This window comes from Paenibacillus sp. (assembly GCF_035645195.1).
Classification (GTDB): domain Bacteria; phylum Bacillota; class Bacilli; order Paenibacillales; family YIM-B00363; genus Paenibacillus_AE.
The window spans coordinates 298,578-322,035 of record NZ_DASQNA010000039.1; the positions used below are offsets into that span (position 1 = coordinate 298,578).

General features: G+C 59.4%; 24 protein-coding genes, 1 pseudogene and 1 riboswitch. Of the genes and pseudogenes, 24 read left to right on the forward strand and 1 reads right to left on the reverse strand.

The genetic code is table 11. From position 1 onward, the window contains the following. Nucleotides 1–11: 11 nt before the first annotated feature. The 5 genes from holB (at nucleotide 12) to rsmI (ending at nucleotide 4,008) form a co-directional block, all read left to right on the forward strand. Nucleotides 12–992 carry a DNA polymerase III subunit delta' gene (holB, locus tag VE009_RS21850; RefSeq protein ID WP_325011373.1) on the forward strand — a complete coding sequence of 327 codons (981 nt, stop codon included), beginning with the start codon at nucleotides 12–14 and terminating at the stop codon, nucleotides 990–992. Continuing rightward, nucleotides 992–1,807, forward strand: a complete 816-nt coding sequence (locus VE009_RS21855) for a stage 0 sporulation family protein (protein ID WP_325011375.1) — start codon at nucleotides 992–994, stop codon at nucleotides 1,805–1,807. The genes holB and VE009_RS21855 overlap by 1 nt, the downstream gene beginning before the upstream one ends. A gap of 27 nt (nucleotides 1,808–1,834) precedes the next feature. After that, a complete protein-coding gene (locus VE009_RS21860; protein WP_325011377.1) occupies nucleotides 1,835–2,212 on the forward strand; it encodes a DNA replication initiation control protein YabA in 378 nt (125 codons plus the stop codon). 80 nt (nucleotides 2,213–2,292) lie between these two features. Next, nucleotides 2,293–3,069 carry a tRNA1(Val) (adenine(37)-N6)-methyltransferase gene (locus VE009_RS21865; protein WP_325011379.1) on the forward strand — a complete coding sequence of 259 codons (777 nt, stop codon included), beginning with the start codon at nucleotides 2,293–2,295 and terminating at the stop codon, nucleotides 3,067–3,069. An 18-nt stretch (nucleotides 3,070–3,087) separates the two neighbouring features. Beyond that, a complete protein-coding gene (rsmI, locus tag VE009_RS21870) occupies nucleotides 3,088–4,008 on the forward strand; it encodes a 16S rRNA (cytidine(1402)-2'-O)-methyltransferase (RefSeq protein ID WP_325011381.1) in 921 nt (306 codons plus the stop codon). A 107-nt stretch (nucleotides 4,009–4,115) separates the two neighbouring features. Here rsmI and VE009_RS21875 read toward each other — a convergent pair whose 3' ends face one another. Further along, nucleotides 4,116–4,370, reverse strand: coding sequence for an AbrB/MazE/SpoVT family DNA-binding domain-containing protein (locus tag VE009_RS21875; RefSeq protein ID WP_138197968.1), 255 nt, complete (start codon nucleotides 4,368–4,370; stop codon nucleotides 4,116–4,118). A 267-nt stretch (nucleotides 4,371–4,637) separates the two neighbouring features. Between VE009_RS21875 and VE009_RS21880 the strand changes: the two genes are divergently transcribed. The 19 genes and pseudogenes from VE009_RS21880 (at nucleotide 4,638) to spoVT (ending at nucleotide 23,314) form a co-directional block, all read left to right on the forward strand. Continuing rightward, complete coding sequence (locus tag VE009_RS21880) at nucleotides 4,638–5,921, forward strand: HD domain-containing protein (protein ID WP_325011383.1); 1,284 nt, start codon at nucleotides 4,638–4,640, stop codon at nucleotides 5,919–5,921. Nucleotides 5,922–5,928: 7 nt separating this feature from the next. Then, nucleotides 5,929–6,726 carry a TatD family hydrolase gene (locus VE009_RS21885; protein WP_325011386.1) on the forward strand — a complete coding sequence of 266 codons (798 nt, stop codon included), beginning with the start codon at nucleotides 5,929–5,931 and terminating at the stop codon, nucleotides 6,724–6,726. 164 nt (nucleotides 6,727–6,890) lie between these two features. After that, nucleotides 6,891–7,089, forward strand: a riboswitch (cyclic di-AMP (ydaO/yuaA leader). Between the two features lie 274 nt (nucleotides 7,090–7,363). Beyond that, complete coding sequence (locus VE009_RS21890; protein WP_325011388.1) at nucleotides 7,364–8,416, forward strand: ubiquitin-like domain-containing protein; 1,053 nt, start codon at nucleotides 7,364–7,366, stop codon at nucleotides 8,414–8,416. A 115-nt stretch (nucleotides 8,417–8,531) separates the two neighbouring features. Beyond that, nucleotides 8,532–9,119, forward strand: a complete 588-nt coding sequence (gene rnmV / locus VE009_RS21895; protein WP_325011391.1) for a ribonuclease M5 — start codon at nucleotides 8,532–8,534, stop codon at nucleotides 9,117–9,119. Continuing rightward, nucleotides 9,116–10,051 carry a 16S rRNA (adenine(1518)-N(6)/adenine(1519)-N(6))-dimethyltransferase RsmA gene (gene rsmA, locus VE009_RS21900; protein ID WP_325011393.1) on the forward strand — a complete coding sequence of 312 codons (936 nt, stop codon included), beginning with the start codon at nucleotides 9,116–9,118 and terminating at the stop codon, nucleotides 10,049–10,051. The genes rnmV and rsmA overlap by 4 nt, the downstream gene beginning before the upstream one ends. A 69-nt stretch (nucleotides 10,052–10,120) precedes the next feature. Beyond that, nucleotides 10,121–10,933, forward strand: coding sequence for a sporulation peptidase YabG (locus tag VE009_RS21905; protein WP_325011395.1), 813 nt, complete (start codon nucleotides 10,121–10,123; stop codon nucleotides 10,931–10,933). 116 nt (nucleotides 10,934–11,049) lie between these two features. Beyond that, on the forward strand, nucleotides 11,050–11,328 hold the full coding sequence (gene veg, locus VE009_RS21910; protein ID WP_325011397.1) for a biofilm formation stimulator Veg: 279 nt from the start codon (nucleotides 11,050–11,052) through the stop codon (nucleotides 11,326–11,328). 183 nt (nucleotides 11,329–11,511) lie between these two features. Beyond that, nucleotides 11,512–11,685 (forward strand): annotated as a pseudogene (locus tag VE009_RS21915) (small, acid-soluble spore protein, alpha/beta type); the annotation flags it as partial. A 311-nt stretch (nucleotides 11,686–11,996) separates the two neighbouring features. Further along, on the forward strand, nucleotides 11,997–12,875 hold the full coding sequence (ispE, locus tag VE009_RS21920) for a 4-(cytidine 5'-diphospho)-2-C-methyl-D-erythritol kinase (protein WP_325011475.1): 879 nt from the start codon (nucleotides 11,997–11,999) through the stop codon (nucleotides 12,873–12,875). 67 nt (nucleotides 12,876–12,942) lie between these two features. After that, entirely contained in the window at nucleotides 12,943–13,782 is an 840-nt protein-coding gene (gene purR, locus VE009_RS21925) for a pur operon repressor (protein WP_325011399.1), read from the forward strand. Continuing rightward, nucleotides 13,779–14,165, forward strand: a complete 387-nt coding sequence (locus VE009_RS21930) for a Rid family detoxifying hydrolase (RefSeq protein ID WP_325011400.1) — start codon at nucleotides 13,779–13,781, stop codon at nucleotides 14,163–14,165. The genes purR and VE009_RS21930 overlap by 4 nt, the downstream gene beginning before the upstream one ends. A 157-nt stretch (nucleotides 14,166–14,322) precedes the next feature. After that, nucleotides 14,323–14,607: a septation regulator SpoVG gene (spoVG, locus tag VE009_RS21935; protein ID WP_325011402.1), complete on the forward strand. Its 285-nt coding sequence runs from the start codon at nucleotides 14,323–14,325 to the stop codon at nucleotides 14,605–14,607. A 187-nt stretch (nucleotides 14,608–14,794) separates the two neighbouring features. After that, nucleotides 14,795–16,186: a bifunctional UDP-N-acetylglucosamine diphosphorylase/glucosamine-1-phosphate N-acetyltransferase GlmU gene (glmU, locus tag VE009_RS21940; protein WP_325011404.1), complete on the forward strand. Its 1,392-nt coding sequence runs from the start codon at nucleotides 14,795–14,797 to the stop codon at nucleotides 16,184–16,186. Between the two features lie 36 nt (nucleotides 16,187–16,222). Beyond that, nucleotides 16,223–17,173 (forward strand): ribose-phosphate diphosphokinase, encoded by a 951-nt coding sequence (locus tag VE009_RS21945; protein WP_325011406.1) that lies wholly within the window; start codon nucleotides 16,223–16,225, stop codon nucleotides 17,171–17,173. Between the two features lie 99 nt (nucleotides 17,174–17,272). Then, the gene (locus VE009_RS21950) at nucleotides 17,273–17,911 is read left to right on the forward strand and encodes a 50S ribosomal protein L25 (protein ID WP_325011408.1); all 639 of its coding nucleotides are present in this window, start codon (nucleotides 17,273–17,275) and stop codon (nucleotides 17,909–17,911) included. A 106-nt stretch (nucleotides 17,912–18,017) separates the two neighbouring features. Then, on the forward strand, nucleotides 18,018–18,581 hold the full coding sequence (pth, locus tag VE009_RS21955) for an aminoacyl-tRNA hydrolase (RefSeq protein WP_325011410.1): 564 nt from the start codon (nucleotides 18,018–18,020) through the stop codon (nucleotides 18,579–18,581). A 64-nt stretch (nucleotides 18,582–18,645) separates the two neighbouring features. Beyond that, entirely contained in the window at nucleotides 18,646–18,876 is a 231-nt protein-coding gene (locus VE009_RS21960) for an anti-sigma-F factor Fin family protein (RefSeq protein WP_325011413.1), read from the forward strand. A 100-nt stretch (nucleotides 18,877–18,976) separates the two neighbouring features. Further along, on the forward strand, nucleotides 18,977–22,537 hold the full coding sequence (mfd, locus tag VE009_RS21965) for a transcription-repair coupling factor (RefSeq protein WP_325011415.1): 3,561 nt from the start codon (nucleotides 18,977–18,979) through the stop codon (nucleotides 22,535–22,537). Nucleotides 22,538–22,771: 234 nt separating this feature from the next. Continuing rightward, on the forward strand, nucleotides 22,772–23,314 hold the full coding sequence (gene spoVT / locus VE009_RS21970) for a stage V sporulation protein T (protein ID WP_325011417.1): 543 nt from the start codon (nucleotides 22,772–22,774) through the stop codon (nucleotides 23,312–23,314). Nucleotides 23,315–23,458: the final 144 nt, after the last annotated feature.

A 23,458-nucleotide genomic window follows, 5' to 3' on the forward strand; every position in this document is an offset into this window, starting at 1 on the left:
GAGCGCAGGACATGCCATTTCGTGATATTCCCGGTCAGGACCGGGTGAAGTCGCTGCTGCAATCCGCGCTGCGCGCCGGCACCCTGTCGCATGCCTATGTGTTCGAAGGCCCGAGAGGGACGGGACGCAGAGCGACCGCATTGACGCTGGCGCAGGCGCTGCACTGCCGCGAAGGCGGCGGGGACGCTTGCGGCGTTTGCGCGGAATGCCGTAAGATCGCGGGCGGCAACCATCAGGACGTCATCCGCATCGATACGGAAGGCGCGGCGGTCAAGATCGACCAAATTCGAGATTTGCAGAAGCAATTCGCATATAAGACGACGGGCGAAAACCCGCGCGTATATATAATAGAAGAAGCGGAACGGCTCACGCCGCAGGCGGCGAACGCGCTGCTGAAATTTTTGGAAGAGCCGACGTCCGCGACGGTGGCGCTGCTGCTGACGGAGAATGCGCAGGCGCTGCTGCCGACGATTCTTTCCCGCGCGCAGCGGCTCGTCTTCCTGCCGCTTCCGCCGGAGACGATGGAGCGGGCGCTGCTCGAGGAAGGGCTGCCTCCGGCGCTCGTAAAGCCGGCGGTGCGCCTCGCATCGGGCCTGGACTCCGCCCGTGAGCTTATCCAATTAAATTGGTTTGCAGAAATCAGAAACGCAGTGTTACAATTGGCTAAGGAGTCTTCGCGCGGCTTTGCCGCGGCCATGCTGGCCGGACAGGCGATCGCCGGAAAGGGCGAAACTTCGGAGCACCTCGATACGTTGTTCGATCTATTCGCGCTTTGGTGCAAGGATATGATTTTGCTGCAACGGAAACAGACCGATTCGGTCGTGTTCATAGATCAATTGGAGTTTCATGCGAAGCAAGCCGTGTCGAAGCCCGCCCAGCATTGGGTGGCGGTCATGGACGAAGCGCTGAGGGCCAAGCGTCGCCTTCGCGCGCATGCAAACCCCCAGCTTGTCCTTGAACGGTTTTTATATGCGTTGCAAGGAGGGACATGATGGAGACTTACCAAGTCGTAGGCGTCCGCTTCAAAAAAGCGGGCAAAATATATTACTTCGATCCGAGCGACCTGCCGGTCGAAGACCACGAGAACGTCATCGTGGAAACGGCGCGCGGCGTGGAATACGGTAAAGTCGTGATCGGGCGCAAAACGGTCCGCGAATCCGACGTCGTGCTGCCGCTCAAGCGGGTCATCCGCATCGCCGATCACAACGACGCTAAGGTCGTCGACGACAACAAGGCGGCCGCGCGGAACGCGTTCGACATCTGCGTCGGGAAAATTCGCGAGCACGGGCTGAAGATGAAGCTCGTCGACGTCGAATATACGTTCGACCGCAATAAAGTGATCTTTTACTTTACGGCGGAAGGCCGGGTCGACTTTCGCGAACTCGTGAAGGATTTGGCCGGCGTGTTCCGGACGCGTATCGAACTGCGCCAAATCGGCGTCCGCGACGAGGCGAAGCTGCTCGGCGGACTCGGTCCGTGCGGACGCATCTTATGTTGCTCCTCTTGGCTGGGCGATTTCGAGCCCGTGTCGATCAAGATGGCCAAAGATCAAAATTTATCGCTCAACCCGACGAAAATTTCGGGGCTGTGCGGAAGACTGATGTGCTGCTTGAAATTCGAACATGACAACTACGAAAGCGTGAAGCAGGATCTCCCGTCGGTCGGAGCGCGCGTCATCACGTCGCTCGGAGCGGGCGTCGTCGTCAGCATTAACCCGAATGCGAGAACGGTCAGCGTTCGGGTAGCGGAAGCCGGCAACCGAGTGAACGAATTTCCGCTTGACGACGTCGTGGAGCAAGAAGCGTAAGGGTTGTCGTATTCCAGGGGTGGAACGGTGGAGGAGAGAAAAGAGCTGTACGACCAAGTGACGCATTTGGAAGAATCGTTCGCGAAGCTTGGCGCCGAATTGACGGGTCTTCGCAAGCAAATCGTGCTGCTGCTCGAAGAGAACAAGCGGCTCAGCATAGAAAATCGCCAGCTGCGCAAAATACTGCGCAAAGAGAACGGCGCGGCGGAGGACGAACCGGCCGCCGCCCCGCCTTCGCCGGCGCAGGAACCCCCGCAGTCGAGCGACGTGTCCGGCTCCGTCGGAGAAGGCTACGACAATTTGGCTCGGCTGTATAACGAAGGGTTTCATATTTGCAATGTGTACTACGGACACCTTCGGACGGAAGGCGACTGCTTGTTTTGTTTATCTTTCTTTCATAAGTAACGGAAGAACCGTAGGACGTAAAGCGCCTGCGGTTTTTTGCGATTTTGCCGACTCGAGGGCGAGGAGGAAGGAATGGCGTAATGGAGACGGAACGCGTAATGCTGCAGCCGGGAGAGAGGCTGGACGATTTACTGACGCAGGATTTGAAAATCATTCAGAGCGACGAGGTGTTCAGCTTTTCGTTGGACGCCGTCTTGCTCGCTCGATTTTGCTCGGTTCCGCCGAGAGGCGCGATCGTCGATTTATGTACCGGCAACGGGGTCATCCCGCTGCTGCTGACGACGCGGACGAACGCCTTCGTGGCGGGGGTCGAAATTCAGCCCCGGCTCGCCGACATGGCGCAGCGGAACGTGGCGCTGAACGGTCTGGAAGGCCGCGTGCGCATCGATCTCGGCGATTTGAAGACGTATCACGAGACGGCGGGGCATGGCGCCTTCGATCTCGTCACCGTCAATCCGCCGTATTTGCCGGCGTCGTCCGGGGAGCATAAAGAGAACCCTTATATCGCCGCCGCCAGGCACGAGATCCATGCGACGCTGGCGGATGTGGCGGCTGCGTCCGCGCGTCTCGTCAAATCGGGCGGGAAGGTGGCGATGGTGCACAGACCGTCGCGGCTGGCGGACATCGTCAGCGAATTCCGGGCCGTTCGGCTCGAGCCGAAGCGGATGCGCTTCGTTCACCCGAAGCGCGGCCAGGAGGCGAACATCGTGCTCGTCGAAGCGCTGAAGGACGGCAAGCCGGAGCTGCGGCTGCTGCCGCCGCTGTTCGTGCACGAGGAGGACGGGACGTATACGCAGGAGCTTCTCGATGTCTTTTATGGCAGGAAACGGCAGTTGGACGACGGACAAGCTACATAAGGAAGGAGAGGAAACGGCATGCCGAGTTCGGAGCAGGACGCGCGGGTGCAGCGCAGTTTCAAAGACGGGGATCTAACAGCGTACGGTACGCTCTATTTAGTCGGAACGCCGATCGGCAATTTGGACGACATGTCGGTTCGGGCGGTGCGTATTTTAAAGGAAGCGAATTGGATCGCGGCAGAGGATACGCGGCAGACAAGAAAGCTGCTGACGCATTTCGACATCCCCGGACGACTCGTATCGTACCATGAACATAATAAAGAGAAGAGCGGGGAGTCGCTGATCGAGAAGCTGCTCGCCGGCGAAACGGTAGCGCTCGTGAGCGACGCGGGGCTGCCCGCGATTTCCGATCCGGGCGCCGACGTCGCGGCGGCGGCGATCGAACGGGGCATCCCGGTCGTGCCGATTCCCGGCCCGAACGCGGCGTTGACGGCGCTGATCGCGTCCGGACTGCCGACGGACCGGTTCACGTTCGTCGGCTTCCTGCCGCGCGAGAAGAAGAAGGCGGCGGCGGAGCTTGCCCGTTGGTCGCGTCATCCGGCGACCATGATTTTCTACGAGGCGCCGCATCGAGTCGTCGCGACGCTGCGGCTCATGCTAGAAGCGTGGGGCGACCGCCGCTGCGTTCTGGCGCGGGAGCTGACGAAGCGGTACGAGGAATTCGCGAGGGGGACGCTCGCGAGTTGCCTGCGCCACGTGGAGGAGACCGGGCCGCTGGGCGAGTATTGCGTGCTCGTCGAAGGAGCCGCCGATTCGGGCGCGGACGAGGAGCCGGCGGCGGCGTGGTGGGCGGACCTTAGTCCGGCCGAACACGTAGCCGCGTACGAAGAGCGCGACGGAGTAACGCATAAGGAAGCTCTCAAGCTGGCCGCGACGGATCGGGGCGTGCCGAAGAGGGAGCTGTACAATGCGATTCACCAGGGCGGACGCGACGAATGATCGACAAAAAAAATTGCCTATGATTCGGGAACGAATCATAGGCCAATAAGGAGATATAAAAAGGTTAGAATTAACAAGTTCGGTAAAGCTATTATAACCTATTTTTCTTATTTTGTCACAGGGGTAGGCATTTCTTTTAAGCATTCGTTGCAAACAATTTTGCCTTTGAAATACGTGACGTTGTCGGCATTGCCGCAGAAGATGCATGCGGGCTCGTATTTCTTGAGCATGATGCGCTCGCCGTCCACGTAAATTTCCAAAGCGTCCTTTTCGCCGATGCCCAGCGTTCTGCGGAGTTCGATCGGAATGACAACTCGGCCCAATTCGTCAACCTTTCGGACAATACCCGTGGATTTCATCATATAGCATACTCCTCTCAAACTTTAAAAAATATCGTAGAAAAATAAAATCGTCATAATTCGACATAATTCTTACTTGCTACTATGATACCAAGCATTCCCATAATAGTCAACGAAGAATGACGCGTTTCAATTAGTCCTTGTTAATATAAGGTTTTTGAGGATTTCTTGCAACAAAAATTCATATTTTTCGACACCGTCATTCGACAAGAAGTTCAGAAAGGCATGTCGAAATCTGTCGATTGAGGGATGAAACGAGGAGGTACGGAGATGAACGCCTGGCCGGAGGAGAAAGTTTTCAAGGATCCAGTACATAAGTACATTTATGTTCAAGAGCCCGTCATTTGGGATTTGATCAACACGCGCGAATTTCAGCGGCTTCGCCGCATTCGGCAGCTGGGAACCTCCTATTTTACGTTCCACGGGGCAGAGCACAGCCGATTCTCTCATTCCCTAGGCGTCTATGAAATTACCCGCAAAATTATTAGTCAGTTCGAACGAAACCGGTTCGAGGATTGGCCGGAAGAGGAGCGGCTGCTGTGCTTGTGCGCGGCGCTGCTGCACGACGTCGGACACGGACCGTTCTCCCATTCGATCGAGACGGTGTTCGGGGAGCATCACGAGGAGTGGACATGCCGCATCGTGCAAGGCGACACGGAAGTGAACCGAGTGCTGCGAAGCGTCGACCCGTCGTTCCCGGACCGCGTCGCCAGCGTGATCTGCAAGACTTATCCGAAGGAGATCGTCGTGTCGCTCGTCTCCAGCCAGCTTGACGCGGACCGAATGGATTATTTGCTCCGCGACGCGTACTGCACGGGCGTCAACTACGGCATGTTCGACCTCGAGCGCATTTTGCGCGTGCTCCGGCCGTACCGGGAGCAAATCGTCGTGAAAGAAAGCGGCATGCACGCGGTAGAGGATTACTTGATGTCCCGTTACCAGATGTACTGGCAGGTGTATTTCCATCCCGTCACGCGCAGTTCGGAAATCGTCCTCCGCAATATCTTCACGCGAGCGAAACAATTATATGAAGAAGGGCGTTCGTTCCGCTTTCTTCCGGATCCGCTGCGAAGGCTGTTCGAAGGCGCGCTGGACACGGAGCATTATTTGATGCTCGACGAGGCGCTCGCCCAGACGGCGTTCGCGATGTGGATGAACGAACCGGATCCCGTGCTGTCCGACTTGTGCCGCCGATTCTTGCAGCGCAAGCTGTTCAAATACGCGACGCCCGCGGAGCTGAACGACGAGCTGCTCGACCGGCTGCGGGAGTCCATCCGGCGGGAAGGCTATGACCCGGCGTATTACCTCCAAGTCGATTTCCCGAAAGATTTGTCGTACGATGTATATCGTTCGGGAAGCTCGACGCACCGAAAACCGATTTATTTGTTGAAACGCGACGGTTCGCTTGTCGAAATCAGCGAGGTGTCCGACATCGTCCGCTCGATCAGCGGCACGCAGTCGGGGAAGCATCACATTTATATGCCGGAGCCGATGCTGACGCCCGGCAGCCCGTTCATTACGGCGGAAACTGAAGCATGGCTGAAAGGAGAATGACAACCGCATGATTACGGATACGCATACACATTTGGACCACCCAAGCTTCGAGGGAGAGCGAGACGACATCGTTCGACGCGCGAACGAAGCCGGCGTGACGCGCATCATTAATATCGGCTGCAACCGGGAGACGATTCCGACGACGCTGGCGCTCGCGGAAACGTACGACTGCGTCGAGGCGGTCGTCGGCTGGCACCCGCAGGACGCGTACGATTTCAAACCCGAAGATTTGGATTACATCGAGCATCTGGCGAGAACGCACCCGAAAGTCGTCGCTCTCGGCGAAATGGGCCTCGATTATTATTGGGACACGACGCCGAAGGACGTGCAGCATCGCGCGTTCCGCGAACAAATCCGGCTCGCGCGGAAGCTCGGCATGCCGATCGTCATCCATAATCGGGACGCGCATGCCGATGTCGTTGCCATATTGCGCGAGGAGAAAGCATATGATGTAGGGGGCGTCATGCACTGTTTTTCGGGAAGCTGGGAAACGGCGCAGCTTTGTTTGGACATGAATTTTTATCTTTCCTTCGGCGGACCGGTCACGTTCAAGAACGCGAAACAGCCGAAGGAAGTGCTGGCAAGGACTCCCATTGAAAGGCTGTTAGTGGAAACCGATGCCCCATATCTGACGCCTCATCCGTACCGAGGGAAACGGAACGAAACCGGGTACGTGCGTTTGGTGGCGGAGACGGCGGCGGAGATCAAAGGCATGACGTTGGAGCAATTCGCCGCCCAAACGACCGCGAATGCGGCTAATGTATTTCGTCCCAAACAAGAAAGGGGGAGAGAAGCGGATAAATAGGTTAAATTGGCGCGTTCGGGGTGGCTTCCATTGCTGAAACGGACACTTTTGTCCGTTTTTCGGCGGAATCCATCGATTTCGGAGGTTTACGTGCACTTTACAATCAAGGCTTGCTCCCTTTATGATACTTAACAGACACCGAATGCAAAAAGATTTGCAACATATTTCCAGTATCGCTGAGTTTCCCGACGGGCTTCGCCAGAAGCGCGTCGCCAGGGGAAACGGGGGAACCGCATCGGATGCTTCCGCAAGGGGCATCTAGGGGTGAATTTTCGATCCGGGCGCCATGCCCGAGCTCGAGATAGGGCCACTCTCCGGTCCGAATCCGACAGCTAACCTCGTAAGCGTTACGAGAGAGGCAATCGTCCGTGCTTGCATCAAGCACTCTTTTCGACCATCGAAAAGCCGGGTACGAGTCCTCTTCGTCCGGCTTTTTATTTTTCGGCGGAGCGATTGCCTCACACTAAAATATTAGTCGCGTCGACCTTTGCACCTGAGATGACAACTCACGTACAAGGCGGGACTATGTAAGGAGGACTGTGTAATGGGAGCACTTCCTGTAAAGGAGACCCATGAGGAAAGTCTGTCCGGCATGTCTTACGCATGGCGATGGGCTCGCGCTCATAAGAAGGCTTTCGTGTCAATCGTCGCAGGCATTCTTGCGACGGGATTTCTTTTCTCGGCGATGGTGTACGGCACGCAGATGAAGCGTGTATCCATTATTGCCGACGGTCAGACGATCGAAGTCGTGACGACGGCGGAGAGCGTGGCAGAAGTGTTAAGGGAGCAAGGCATCGAAGTCGGGGAGCACGACGAATTGTCGCTGCCGCCCGAGGCGGATTTGAAGAACGGCGCCGCGGTGGAAATCGAGCGTGCGTTCGCAGTGAACGTTGCAGTAGACGGCAAATCCGTCGACATATACACGACCCCTTCGCGAGTAGGGGACGTGTTGAAGGAAGCCGGCATCGAGCTCGGTCCGCTCGATAAGGTCGAGCCGGCGTTGACGGAGCATCTGACCGCGGAAGCAACCGTCCAAATCGTCCGCGTTCAGCGGGTCGTCGAGGAGACGGAGCATAAGCTTCCGTTCGACACGGTGAAGAAAGAAGACAAGACGCTCCCCAAGGGCAAGGAGAAAGTTGTCCAACAGGGCCAGGAGGGCGTGCTTGTTAAAAAGATCGAGAAAATATATGAAGACGGCGTCCTCGTTTCCGAGCAGGTGTTGGAGAAGACGGTCGAGCAAGAAAGCCTTGCGAAGGTCGTAGCCGTCGGAACGAAGGTCGAGCCTAAGCCGGTCGCGAACGCGATCGCGGTGCTGTCGGCCGAAACCCAACAGGTTTCGCTGAACGGCATGACATTCGGTGTCAAGGGCGTTCTGAAGAACGTCACGTTAACGGCGTATTCGGCCGGTCCCGCGTCGACTGGGAAACAGAAGGGCGACAAAGGATACGGCATTACCGCCTCCGGCACGACCGTCACGGAAGGCCGGACGATCGCGGTCGATACGAGCGTCATCCCGATGGGATGGTGGGTATATATCGACGGCATCGGTTTCCGCCGGGCAGAGGATCGCGGCAGCGCAATCAAAGGCAAGAAGATTGACGTGTACTTTGATAGCGAGTCGCACGCCCGCAAATTCGGTACGAAATCAGGTTATACGGTATATGTCATCGGACCGAAGAAGCCGATTTAAACTCGGACGCATTCGGCTCGCCGATGCGCGAAAGGGTCGCTTATCAGAAGCGGCCCTTTTGTCTTTGGGCCGAACGGGGTACAATACAGGGGACAAGATGCGAGGAGCGCGGAACATGATCAAGGAAGTCATCGTGGTCGAAGGCAAACACGATACGACGGCCGTGAAGCGGGCGGTCGACGCGGATACGATCGAGACGGGCGGCTCGGCCGTCGGCAAGGACGTATTGGCGCGGATCGAGCTGGCCCAGCGGAAACGGGGCGTCATTATTTTAACGGATCCGGACCATGCGGGAGAGCGCATTCGTTCGATCGTCTCGAGCAAGGTGCCGGGCTGCAAGCACGCTTTCCTCGCGCAGGAGGAAGCGATGCTGAACGACGATATCGGCATCGAGAACGCGAAGCCGGAGGCCATACGCGAGGCGCTCGCCGCGGTGCGGACGGAGGCGGAAGCCGTCGGCACCGACTTCGGCTGGCCCGATTTGTACGCCGCCGGTTTGGCGGGCACGGAGGGGGCCGCGCGCCGCCGTCTGCTCGTCGGACGGAGGCTGCGCATCGGGTACGCGAACGCGAAGACGTTCCTTAAGCGATGCGCCATGTTCGGCATTTCGCGGGCCGAGGTGGCGGCCGCGCTGGCCGCTTGCACGGCGGCCGCGGGCGCCGGCGGCGATTCCGAGGACGAAAGGAAGGGGCTCGGCTCATGACGGAGCGGACGGAGTTGACCGGACGGACGGACGCCGTCGAACGGTCGGATAAAGAAGGCATCGGCTCGCCGCGCAAGACGAAAGAGCTGCTGCAGAAATACGGGTTTTCCTTCAAGAAAAGCTTGGGGCAAAATTTCCTCATCGACGGCAACATTTTGCGGAACATCGCGGCTGCGGCACGGCTCGGCCCGAAGAAGGGCGTGCTGGAAATCGGTCCGGGCATCGGCGCCTTGACCGAGCGGCTCGCGCAGCAAAGCGGGCGCGTCGTCGCCATCGAAATCGACCAGCGCTTGCTGCCGATGCTGCAGGACTCTCTAGCCGGCTACGATAACGTGACGGTCGTCCACGGGGACGTGCTGAAGGTCGATTTGGCGGCGCTGTTCCGCGACCAATTCGAAGGCATGGAATCGGTCTCCGTCGTGGCGAACTTGCCGTATTACATCACGACGCCGATCGTCATGAAGCTGCTCGAGGAGCGGCTGCCGCTCGAATCGATCGTCGTCATGGTGCAGAAGGAGGTCGCAGACCGGTTCGCGGCGGCGCCGGGCACGAAGGATTATGGCAGCCTGTCGGTCGCGGTGCAGTATTACGCCGTGCCCGAAGTCGTCATGAAGGTACCGCATTCGGTCTTCATCCCGCAGCCGAACGTCGATTCGGCGGTCGCGAAGCTGACGATGCGGGACAAGCCCGCCGCCGACGTTGTCGACGAGAAGCTATTCTTCGACGTCGTGCAGGCGGCGTTCGCCCAGCGGCGGAAGACGCTGCTCAACAATCTGCAGCAGCGGTTTTTCGCGGACGCCGGCGGTAAGGACGACTGCCGCGCCTTCTTAGAGTCGTGCGGCATCGCGCCGGAGCGGCGCGGGGAGACGTTGTCGCTCGCCGAGTTCGCGACGATCGCCAATCGGCTCGCGGATCGACGAACTGCGGAATAACGGCGCCGAACCGGTGCGAAACGCACCAAATGCCTACGCTGGCCATAGGATAGCGTAGGAGGGATGAACATGAAGATTGGCGACTATGTCGTCCGCAAATCGTACGGGAAAGACGTCTTGTTTCGGATTCAAGAAATCACGGGCCGGCAAGCCGTCTTGAAAGGCGTGCTGTATCGGCTCTTGGCGGACGCGCCGCTCGACGATTTGGAGGAGGCGAAAGAACCCGAGGAGGAAGAATTTCGGGGAGGATCCCTCTTTCCGCGTAACCGGCTGAATTTGCCCGGCGTCAAGCCCGCCGCAGAGCCGTACTTCGACGTGCCCGGCACCGTCCTGCACCTCGACGGAGACCGCACGTATTTGAAGAAGAGCATCGCCGTATACAACGAGCTTCAAATTCCCGCGGAAGGATATCATCTTCGCGAAGAGGAGATGGCCGACGCGCTGACGAAGCTGCTCCCGCGCGTACAGCCGGACATCGTCGTCATCACGGGCCATGACGCGATTCTGAAGCATCGGTTCGACGGCGACAAGCACAACATCCGCAATTATAAAAATTCGATGCACTTCGTTCAGGCGGTGCGCGTCGCGCGCGCGTACGAGCGGAACCGCGACATGATGACGATCGTCGCCGGCGCCTGCCAATCGCACTTCGAAGCGCTGCTCCAAGCGGGAGCGAATTTCGCGAGCTCTCCGGCGCGCATCTTGATCCATGCGCTCGATCCGGTGTATATCGCCGCGAAATCGGCGTTCACGCCCGTCCGCGAAACGGTAAACATTTACGATATGATTACGCACACGGTCAGCGGCCTCAAGGGGATGGGCGGCATCGAGACGCGAGGCAACTTCCGGATGGGTTTGCCCCGAATCGGCTCGGAATCGTAAAAAAATTTCGCATATCCGTTGACAATTCGTAAATACCGCTGATATAATATTCCGTCCATTTGACAAGGACCACCTCTTTGGGGTATAATACCTAAGGAAAGAGGTGGTAGTTGACAATGGCCAAGAATGCGCTGTTGGAAATCAAGAAGAGCCTTGAGGCTCACGTCGGCCAGCAAATCACGCTTCGCGCGAACGGCGGTCGTCGGAAAACGATCGAACGCACCGGTGTTTTGGAGGAAACCTACCCTTCCGTGTTCATTGTCAAACTGGACCAAGAACAGAACGCTTTCAAACGTGTCTCTTATAGTTACGCCGACATTTTAACGGAAACCGTCGAGGTGACCGTGCGCGGCGATAACGATGGACAAGTTCGCATCACCTACATCCAAGCATAGCCGCCAAAGTTGGTTTCTTTTTTGAAAACGGCAAGGCCCGGACATCCCGGACCTTGCCGTTTTTTCGCTTCCCGGCCAGCCGTTCCCGCCCCCCGCGCCGCATGTCCGGTCGAACGCCGACGCATACTAGCGGTAAGACAATTCGGAAGCGATCCATTCCGACACGAGGGAGGCGGTGAACCGATGGCACGGAGAAGAAGAGGCGTCATGTCCGAAGAGCTGAAATACGAGCTGGCGAAAGACTTAGGCTTCTACGATACGGTGCAGAAGGAAGGCTGGGGCGGCATTCGCGCGAAGGACGCCGGCAACATGGTCAAGCGGGCGCTCCAAATCGCCGAGAAGACGCTTGCGGAGCAGGCTCGGCAGGGCGGCGGGACGGCGGTCGCGACTCGTCCTGCGGCGCAGCCGACGGCGTTCGCTTCGACGGCGAACGCGCGGCCGACGGGGCCGATGCCGGCGTCGTCTCCAGCGCAGCCGATGCCCGCGTACGCGCAAAGCGCCGCGGCGACGGGCTCGCCGGCGGCGGGGCGCTATCGCTCGTAAGGCGACGAATTCAAACCTACGGAAGGAGCGGCGGGGCTTGTCCCCGCCGCTCCTTTTTTGCATCCCGGCTCATGTGGTACACTTATGGACATGTATGCAGAATCAGGAAGGCGGTGACGGCGCAGTTGAAAATTTACGAGAAGGCTCCCGCCAAGATCAATTTGTCTTTGGACGTGCTGCGCAAAAGGGAAGACGGGTATCACGAAGTCGAAATGATCATGACGATGGTCGACTTGGCCGACCGCCTGGAGATGGAAGAGCTGCCGAGGGATACGATCATCATTTCCAGCCAAGCCGGCTACATTCCGTTGGACGAGAAAAACTTGGCGTTCCAGGCGGCCAAGCTCGTCAAGGACCGATGCGGGGTCGACAAGGGCGTGTACATCCACCTAGATAAGCGAATTCCCGTATCCGCGGGGCTCGCCGGGGGAAGCACCGACGCGGCTGCGACGCTCCGCGGGCTGAACCGGCTGTGGCGGCTGGGCCTCACGGACGACGAGCTGCGCCTCATGGCCGAAGAGCTCGGCTCGGACGTGCCGTTCTGCGTGACGGGCGGCACCGCGATCGCGCGGGGGCGGGGCGAGAAGCTCGAGCCGATTCCGGCGCCGCCGCCGTGCTGGGTCGTGCTCGTGAAGCCGCCGATCAACGTGTCGACGGCGGACGTCTACGGGCGCTTCCGCGTGAACGAGATCAAGCGGCGCCCGCAGACGCAGGCGATGATTCAAGCGATCGAGCGGGGAGACTTCGCCGGCGTGTGCGCGTCGCTCGGCAACGTGCTCGAGGACGTCACCATCTCTCTCCATCCGGAGGTCCGCTACATCAAGGAAGCGATGCTTCGCCTCGGCGCCGACGGGGCGCTGATGTCGGGCAGCGGACCGACCGTATTCGCGCTCGTCCAGAAGGAATCGAAGCTGGCGCGGGTGTACAACGGGCTGCGCGGATTTTGCCGCGAAGTGCACGTCGTGCGACTTTTGCCGGCCCCTCTTGAACAAAAACGGACATAAGTGATATATTTTCATTATAATGTTCGGAATTTGCTAGTTTTTCTGGAAAGTTCAAGGGGGGATAGAGGTGAAAAAGTTGAAAAGAAGCGCTCGTCTCGTGGAGATGACGCAGTACTTGCTGTCCAAACCTCATGTCCTCGTACCCTTGACCGTGTTTGCGGACCGGTACGGCTCGGCGAAATCGTCGATCAGTGAAGATTTGACGATCATTAAAGAGGTATTCGAAACCGAAGGCATCGGGGAGCTGCACACGCTCGCCGGCGCGGCGGGCGGCGTCAAATTCGTGCCCAAGATGCCGCGGCAGGCGGCGCTGCAGCTGGTGAACGGCGTATGCCGCTTGCTGGAGCAGCCGGAGCGGCTGCTGCCGGGCGGATATTTGTTCATGTCGGATATCTTGGGGCAGCCGTCCATTATGAACGAGATCGGGCGGACGTTCGCGTCCGTCTTCGGCGACCGGCCGATCGACGTCGTCATGACGGTAGAGACCAAGGGCATCCCGCTCGCCTACGCGACCGCGGCGCATTTGAATCTCCCGGTCGTCATCGTGCGGCGCGACCCGAAGGTGACGGAAGGTTCGTCCGTCAGCATCAACTACGTCTCCGGCTCGAACAAACGAATCCATACGATGACGCTGGCGCGAAGGGCGCTGAAGTCGAAGTCCAACGTGCTGATCGTCGACGATTTCATGCGCGCGGGCGGCACGGTTCGCGGCATGATGGATTTGCTGCAGGAGTTCGAGGCGACGGTGCAAGGCGTCGGCGTGCTCGTCGAGGCGGGCGGCGTCGGCGAGGACGAGCTGCTGGTGGACGACTACGTGTCGCTCGCGCGGCTCGCGCGCGTCGATCCGAAGACGCGGGAAATTTTGATGGTGCCCGGAAACTATTTCGAGGAGGGAACGAACGAATGAATCCTGTCGTCATTTCCACGAAGGAAGCCCCGGCGGCGATCGGACCGTACGTGCAGGCGATGCGCGTCGGCAACCTCGTCTTCACGTCGGGCCAAATTCCGCTGACCGCGGAAGGCGTGATGGTCGAAGGCGGCATGGCGGAGCAGACGCGCCAAGTCATCCGGAACCTGAAAGCGGTCGCCGCGGCGTGCGGCGTCACGCTGGCGCAAGCCGTCAAAGCGACGGTATATTTGAAGGACATGAACCGATTCGCGGAATTCAACGCCGTCTACGAAGAGATGTTCGAAGGCCACAAGCCGGCCCGCACAACGGTCGAAGTCGCGCGGCTGCCGAAAGACGCCCTCGTCGAAATCGAACTCGTGCTGGCGCTGCCGGAGGCGTAATTTACGCGTTTCGCAGAAATTTGCGAATTATATAACGCTTTCTGAATATTTATAAAAAAAAGTGAGGGAGTCTCAAGAAATTGGAAGGAATTTGCTCAGAAGTGTGGAATATTACACCATGTCCTTTTTTTCGAAAATGATAAGGTGGTGACCTAACGTGCAAATTACCGATGTGAGACTCCGCCGCGTGAACAGCGAAGGGCGTATGAAAGCGATCGCATCCATTACGATCGACAACGAATTCGTCGTTCACGACATCCGCGTGATCGACGGAAACAACGGAATGTTCGTCGCGATGCCGAGCAAAAGGACGCCGGACGGTGAATTCCGGGACATTGCTCATCCGATCTCTTCGACCACTCGGGAAAAGATCCAAGCTGCCGTTCTTGCGGAGTATGACCGGGCGGCATCCGAGGACGACGTGATCGAAGAAGGAGCGTAAATAACGGATATGACGGGGGGGGCCGACGGCCCTCTCTTTTCTTTTTGCACAAAGTGAGATATGATTTCATGTGGGAAATCGGAACTTGACGAAATAGCGGCATATCGAATCGATGAACTTTTCGATGATCGACTTTCCATAATTTATAAATACAGCGGCCTTCGGGGAAAGGGGAGTTTGCTCGGACATGAACGTGATGGGCGTCATTTTGGCGGCGGGCCTTGGCAAACGCATGAAATCGAAACTGCATAAGGTGCTGCACCCGGTGTGCGGGAAGCCGATGCTGGAGCATGTGCTCGACGCGCTCGACGGATCCGGCGTCGGCCGCAAGGTCGTCGTCGTCGGCCATGGAGCCGACGCGGTGCGCTCGGCGCTCGGCGATCGGGTCGAATACGCGATGCAGTCGCAGCAGCTCGGCACGGGCCACGCGGTGCGCGTCGCGGAGCCGCTGCTCGGCGGCGAGGACGGCGTCACGGTCGTCGTCTACGGCGACACGCCGCTGCTGACGGCGCGTTCCATCCAGGGCATGCTTCAGCTGCACCGGGAATCGGGAGCGGCCGCGACGCTGCTGACCGCCGTATTCGGCAACCCGACGGGGCTCGGCCGCATCGTCCGCGGCGCGGACGGCACGATCGAACGCATCGTGGAGGAGAAGGACTGCAGCCTTGAAGAGCGCGGCATCCAGGAAATCAACGCGGGCGCGTACTGCTTCGACAACCGGAAGCTGTTCGAGGCGCTGGCCAAGGTGACGAACGACAACGCGCAAGGCGAATATTATTTGACGGACGTGATCGGATTATTCCGCTCGGCCGGCGACATCGTGCAAGGCTACTGCACGAGCGACCCCGACGAGGCGTTCGGGGTGAACGACCGGATCGCGCTGTCGGAGGCGGAGCGGCTCATGCGGCTGCGCATCAACCGCGGGCATCAAGCGGAAGGGGTCACGATCGTCGATCCGGCTTCGACGTATATCGACGCGGGCGTGACGATCGGAAGCGACACGGTCATTTATCCGGGCACCGCGCTGCGCGGGCGCACGCGCATCGGCTCCGACTGCGCGATCGGCCCGAACAGCGACATTCTCGATTCGACGATCGAAGACGGCGCGACGGTGAAGCATTCGGTGCTGGATAAAGCGGCGGTCGGACAGCGGACGTCCGTCGGACCGTTCGCCAACCTGCGTCCGGGCACCCGTCTCGGCAAGGACGTGAAGATCGGCGACTTCGTCGAGATCAAGAGCTCGACGATCGACGACGGGTCGAAAGTGTCGCACCTCGCGTACGTCGGCGACGCGCGCGTCGGCAAAGACGTCAACATCGGCTGCGGCGCCATCACGGTCAACTACGACGGCTTCTCGAAGTTCGAAACCGTCATCGAGGACGGGGCGTTCGTCGGCAGCAACGTTAACTTGGTCGCGCCGGTCAACATCGGCAAAGGCGCGTTCGTCGTTGCCGGCTCCACGATTACGCAAGACGTGGGCGAGGACGATATGGCGATCGCAAGGGAACGCCAGACGACGAAAAAGGGATACGCCAAGACGTTGAAGGCGCGTTTAAAAGCGCAAAAAAACCGAAACTAATCAAGATACTAGATCAAGCTGGAGGAGAGCAAATCGATGTCTTACCGGGATCCCAAGCTGAAGGTGTTCACCTGCAATTCCAATCCGCAGCTCGCGCGGGAGATCGCTGATTATATCGGCATCCCGCTCGGCGTCTCCGAGTCGGTCCGCTTCAGCGACGGGGAAATTCAAATTCGCATCGACGAGAGCGTCCGCGGCAGCGACGTCTACGTCATTCAATCGACGAGCGCGCCGGTCAACGAGCACCTCATGGAGCTGCTCGTCATGGTGGACGCGCTGAAGCGCGCTTCGGCGAAAAGCATTAACGTCGTCATCCCGTACTACGGGTATGCGCGGCAGGACCGGAAAGCGCGGTCCCGCGATCCGATCACGGCGAAGCTCGTCGCCAATCTGATCGAGACGGCCGGCGCGCACCGCGTCATCGCGATGGATTTGCACGCGACGCAAATTCAGGGCTTTTTCGATATCCCGGTGGACCATTTGCTCGGCGTGCCGATTCTCGGCGCTTATTTCAAGGAGAAGAAGCTGGACAACGTCGTCGTCGTCTCGCCGGACCACGGCGGGGTCGTGCGCGCGCGGAAGCTGGCCGACTATTTGAACGTGCCGCTCGCGATCATCGACAAGCGCCGCCCGGAGCCGAACGTCGCCGAAGTGATGAACATCATCGGCGAAGTGAGCGGCCGCACGGCGATCGTCATCGACGACATCATCGACACGGCCGGCACGATTACGCTCGGCGCCAATGCGCTGAAGAAAGCCGGCGCGAAGGCGGTGTACGCGTGCTGCACGCACGCCGTCCTGTCCGGACCGGCGATGAAGCGGCTCGAAGAATCGCCGATCGAAGAGGTCGTCATCACGAATACGATTCCCGTGAACCATCCGGAACCTTGCACGAAGCTCCGCACGCTGTCGGTCGCCCCGCTCATGGGCGAAGCGATCATCCGCGTGCATGAGGAGCTGTCGATCAGCAAGCTGTTCGAGGATTAAGCGGAAGTCCCCGGCGCCGCCCGTAATGAAAACAGCCTCCTCAGGGAACAGTAGGTACTATGAATTTTAGTACTTACCGTTTCAGAGGAGGTTTTTTCGATGATGAACGATACGGCCGTATCCGTGCTGGCGCGCGGCGGCGAGACGAAATCCGACCGGCGCACGAACCGCGAGAGCGGCAAAATTCCGGGCGTCGTCTACGGCAAGAAGGTGGCGTCTCAGCCGATCTACATCGAGGAGAAGGCGCTGCACGGCTTGCTGCGCGGCAGCGCGGGCGCCATTCTGAAACTGAATTTGCCGGCGCACGGCGAACAGCCGGTCATGATCGGCGAAATTCAGCGGGATAAGGTGCTGGGCCGCATTCTTCACGTCGATTTCCACCAAATCGACATGAGCGAGCCCGTCAAGGCGACGGTTCGCGTCGAATTTGCGGGCGAGCCGCAAGGCGTCGAGGAAGGCGGCATCCTCCAAGTGATGAACGCCTCCGTCGAGGTGCGCTGCCTCGCGAGCGACATGCCGGCGTCGATCGAAGCGGACGTGAGCCGCCTTGCGATCGGCGAGCATCTGTACGTGCGCGATCTGATCGCGCCGGCCGGCGTCGAAATTCGCAGCGACGAGAACGACATCCTCGCGACGGTGCTGGCGCCGCAGAAGGAGCTGCCGGAGGCGTCCGACGAGCTCCGCGACGAGGACGTGGCGGAGAAGACGGAGGAGCGCGTCGTGGCCGCCGAGCAATAACCGCGAGCGCCCGGAACGGGCCGCTTCCTTGCGCTGAGCCGCGCGAGGGAGCGGCTCTTTCTTTTGACGCGCGCGGCGCGGTATAATGGCAACGGGAGTGAGGCACATGAAATGGTTCGTCGGGCTCGGCAATCCGGGCAAGGAATACGCGGATACGCGCCACAATATCGGGTGGATGGCGCTGGACGAGGCGGCCGCCCGCTGGGGCATGACGTCCGCCCAGCAGAAATGCAAAGGCGTCGTCGCCGAAGGGCGCGTCGACGGAGAGAAGGTTTATTTGATTAAGCCGCTCACATACATGAATTTGTCGGGAGAATGCGTGCGCGCGTTCTTGGACTTTTATAAACCCGATCCCGCCGATCTTGTCGTCGTGTACGACGACATGGATACGGAGCTCGGCTCGATCCGGCTGCGCATGAAAGGCAGTCCGGGCGGACATAACGGCATTAAGTCGATCATCGCGCATCTCGGCACCGACGAGTTCCACCGGATCCGCATGGGCATTTCGCGGCCGGCGCCCGGCACGAACATTTCGAACTACGTGCTGTCGACGTTCCGCAAGGAGGAGCAGGAGGCGCTGCAGACGACCGTGAAGAAGGCGGCCGACGCGATGCAGTTTTGTTTGACGAACTCGTTCGAGAAGACGATGGCGAAATTTAACGGCGCTTGAATGGAACCGGCGCTCCCGTGGCGATACTAGGATCAGCAAGATCACGGGAGGAGGACGGCAATTCATGGCCGTACGGTACATTTGCAAGCACTGCCGCATGCCGCTCGGGGAAATTTCGGGCGATCACGTGACGGAGGCGCAGCTTGGGTTTCATTTCTTGACCCCCGAAGAACGCAGCGATATAATTACGTATAATTCAAGCGGCGACGTTACCGTCAAGCTTGTATGCGACTATTGCCGCGAAGCGCTCCAGTCCCATCCGGAGCTTTCGCTCTTGTCCAGCCCGCTGCAGTGACCGCAGGCGGCTTGCGGCGTCGGGACGATACAGGAACGGCCTTGGCTTGTCAGCCTAGGCTTCTTTTGGTTGCGGGAAAAGAGGTGGCCATGCTCTCAAGATGAGACGCTTATTAGAAGCTCTTGCAGCGGATCCCGATCTCGTGTCGGTCACGAAAGGGATCCAGTCCGGGATGAAAGAACAGCTGGTTTCCGGTCTCACCGGATCCGCCAGAAGCGTATTTATAGCGGCGCTGCAAGCCGAATTGCAGCGCCCGATCGTCGTCATGACGCATAATATGTTTTCCGCTCAGAAATTAATAGAAGATTTGGAAGAATGCGTGCCGCCAGGCGAGCTGCTGACGTACCCGGCCAACGAATCGATCGCGACGGAAGCGGCCGTATCGAGCCCCGAGCTCGTCTCGCAGCGCATCGAAACGATGTACCGCCTCGCAAACGGTTTCCGAGGCGTCTTGGTCGTGCCGTTCGCCGGCGTGCGCCGCTTGCTCGTGCCGAAGGAGACGTTCCGGGATGCGTCGGTGACGGCGGCCGTCGGCGACACGATGCCGATCGACGCGCTGCTCGAGCGGCTAGCCGAGCTCGGCTACGAACGCGTCGAGCGCGTCGAAGGGCGCGGCGAGATGAGCGTGCGCGGAGGCATCGTCGACGTGTTCCCGTCGGCCGTCGCGGAGACGAAGGCGGCTGCGGGCGATTTCGCGATCCGCATTGAATGGTTCGACGACGAAATCGACTCGATCCGCCTGTTCGACCCGGTCGACCAGCGCTCGAAGGAGAAGCTCGACCGGGTGACGCTGCTGCCGTGCCGCGAGCTGTTCGCCGAGCCGCGCCGGTTCGCGGCCGCGGCCCACGCCGCGGAGGAGCTGCTCGAGCAGCAGCTGCAGAAGACGACGGACCGCACCGTCAAAGACAAGCTGCGCGACGAGATCGGCTCGGATCTCGTCAAGCTGCGCGAGGGCGCGCAGTTTACGGGCATCTACAAGTACGTCGCGCTGCTCTATCCGGAACGGCAGACGCTGCTCGACTATTTGCCGAAGGACGCGCTGCTCGTCGTCGACGAGCCGAACCGATTGCTCGAGACGACGAAGCAGCTGGAGCGGGACGAGGCGGAGTGGACGACCCATTTGCTCCAAGAGGGCAAGACGATTCCGAGCTTCGCGCTGTCGAAGAGCTACGAGTCGCTGTTTTTCCACAAGCCGTTCCAGACGGTCTATTTGTCGCTGTTCCTGCGCCAAATTCCGAACACGCAGCCGCAAAACATCGTGAACGTCATCTGCCGCGCGATGCAGCAGTTCCACGGCCAGATGAACGTGCTGAAAGCCGAAGTCGAGCGTTGGTCGAAGTCGAAGACGACCGTCATGATGCTCGCCGGCAGCAAAGATCGGATGGACCGGATGAAGCGGGTGCTCGCCGATTACGGCATCGACGAGCAGACGATGATCGAAGGCAATCTGCAGAGCGGCTTCGAGCTGCCGTCCGTCCACCTCGTCGTGATTACCGAGGGCGAGATGTTCAGCGCGAAGCAGCGGAAGGTGCGCAAGGTCGAGCGCAAAATCGAAAACGCGGAGCGCATTAAGAGCTATACCGAGCTGAAGGTCGGCGATTACGTCGTTCACGTCAACCACGGCATCGGCAAATACGTCGGCATCGGCACGATCGAAATCGACGGCGTCCACAAGGACTATTTGCATATTTTGTATGCCGGCGGCGACAAGCTGTCGGTGCCGATCGAGCAGATCGACATGGTGCAGAAATATATCGGCGCCGAAGAAGGCAAAGAGCCGAAAATTTACAAGCTCGGCGGCGGCGATTGGACGAAGGCGAAGTCGAAGGCGCGCTCGGCGGTCAAAGATATCGCCGACGAGCTGATCAAGCTGTACGCGGCGCGCCAGGCGACGCCGGGTCACGCCTTCGGCAAAGACACGCCGTACCAGCAGGAATTCGAAGCGATGTTCCCGTATGACGAGACGTCGGACCAGCTGCGCGCGATCGACGAGATCAAGAAGGACATGGAGCGGCCGCGGCCGATGGACCGGCTGCTGTGCGGCGATGTCGGCTACGGCAAAACCGAGGTCGCCATCCGCGCGGCGTTCAAGGCGGCGATGGACGGCAAGCAGGTCGCCGTGCTCGTGCCGACGACGATTCTCGCGCAGCAGCATTACGAGACGTTCCGCGAGCGGTTCGGCGGCTTCCCGTTCAACATCGGCGTGCTGAGTCGATTCCGCTCGAAGAAGGAGCAGAACGAGACGATCAAGGGCATCGCCGCCGGCACGGTCGACGTCGTCATCGGCACGCACCGGCTGCTGTCGCAGGACGTGAAGTTCAAGGAGCTCGGGCTGCTCATCATCGACGAGGAGCAGCGGTTCGGCGTCACGCACAAAGAGAAGCTGAAGCGGCTGCGCCTGAACGTCGACGTACTGACGCTGACGGCGACGCCGATTCCGCGAACGCTGCATATGTCGATGCTCGGCGTCCGAGACTTGTCGGTCATCGAGACGCCGCCGGAAAACCGGTTCCCGGTGCAGACGTATGTCGTCGAATACAGCGGCGCCCTCGTCCGGGACGCGATCGAGCGCGAGCTCGCCCGCGGCGGGCAGGTGTACTACTTGTACAACCGCGTCCAAGGCATTCAGCAGATGGCGGACTCGATTCATGCCTTGGTGCCCGAAGCGCGCGTCGTTGCGGCACACGGGCAAATGTCCGAGCAGGAGCTTGAGAAGACGATTCTCGACTTCCTGGACGGCGAATACGACGTGCTCGTCAGCACGTCGATCATCGAGACGGGCGTCGACATTCCGAACGTCAATACGCTCATCGTGCACGACGCCGACAAGATGGGCCTCTCGCAGCTGTACCAGCTGCGCGGCCGCGTCGGCCGGTCGAACCGGATCGCGTACGCGTACTTCACGTACCAGCGCGACAAGGTGCTGAACGAAGTGGCGGAGAAGCGGTTGCAGGCGATCAAGGAGTTCACGGAGCTCGGCTCCGGCTTCAAAATCGCGATGCGCGACCTCGCCATCCGCGGCGCGGGCAATTTGCTCGGCGGCGAGCAGCACGGCTTTATCGCGTCCGTCGGCTTCGACCTGTACTCGCAGATGCTCGCCGAGGAAATCGAACAGCGCAAGCTGGAGCTGGACGGAGAGGCGGGCGAAGCGGTCGAGCGCGCGCCGAAGCCGGTGACGACGCAAATCGAGTTGACGCTGGATGCGTATTTGCCGGGCGAGTATATTTACGACAGCGCGCAAAAGATCGAGGTGTACAAGAAGGTGGCGGCGATCCGTTCGTTCGCCGAAGAGAACGAGCTCGCCGACGAGCTGACCGACCGGTTCGGCGATATGCCGCTGCCGGTGCAGACGCTGCTCGCGGTGGCCCGCCTCAAGGTGTACGGCGCGGAATACGGCATCGAGTCGATCGCGGCCAAAGGCGACGACCTCGTGCTGACGTTCCAGCCGGAGCAGAACGAGCGCATCGACGGCCAGAAGCTGTTCGATCTCAGCAACCGATTCGAGCGGAAGGTGAAGCTCGTCCCGGGCAAGCAGATCGTCATCCATATGAACCGAAAAGGCCTGCCGATGGAGGATGCGCTCCACGAGCTGGAGAAATTTCTTGGAGCGTACCGAGAAGTTTTGAAGGACAACGTACAACGCTCTACAAACGTTGTATAATATGGCAGGATGTTCTTATGAACATCCTGTTTTGCTTTCAATTCACTGGCAAACCTAATGACAATCGGGGCCGGTCCCTTTACCATCCGGTTGGACGGATTGTCTAAGATCTGGTGCATAAGTGAATCGTTAGCGACAAATACTATTGTCGAATATAACTCAAGGCCATCACCCCCTCGAATCCGCTGGGTAGACTTCAATGCAATTAAACTTCAAGAAAGCGAGGGCATACACATGAAAGCAACAGGCATCGTGCGAAGAATCGACGATCTCGGCAGGGTTGTCATCCCGAAAGAAATTCGTCGAACGCTGCGCATCCGCGAAGGTGATCCGCTGGAGATTTTCGTCGATCGCGACGGAGAGGTTATATTGAAAAAGTATTCCCCGATCGGGGAGCTGGGCGACTTCGCGAAGGAGTACGCCGAGTCCCTCAGCGAAAGCACGGGGCATATCACGATGATCTCGGACCGCGATACGGTCATCGCCGTGTCCGGGGCGCCGAAGAAAGAATACATGGATAAGCAGATCGGCTCCATCGTCGAACAATGCATGGAGAGCCGGAAGACGTCGACGGAAACGACGACCGGCGAATACGAAATCTGTAAAGACATGAGCGAAACGTATACATCGTTCGTTTGCTCCCCGATCGTCGCGGGCGGCGATCCGATCGGCTCGGTCATCCTGCTGTCGAAGCAGGAGGGCGCGAAGATGAGCCAGATGGAAGTGAAAATGGCCGAAACGGCGGCCGGCTTCCTGGCGAAACAAATGGAACAGTAACATCCAATCGAAGGCTCTAGCGGCACGCGCGCATCGCTCGCGCGAACTGCGGGAGCCTTTTTCAATGGCGCGGCGCTTCGCGCTTCGCGCCCGCTTTGAATGTGCGCGCAAGAAACGGTATGCTAGAAGGACAATAGACGGACG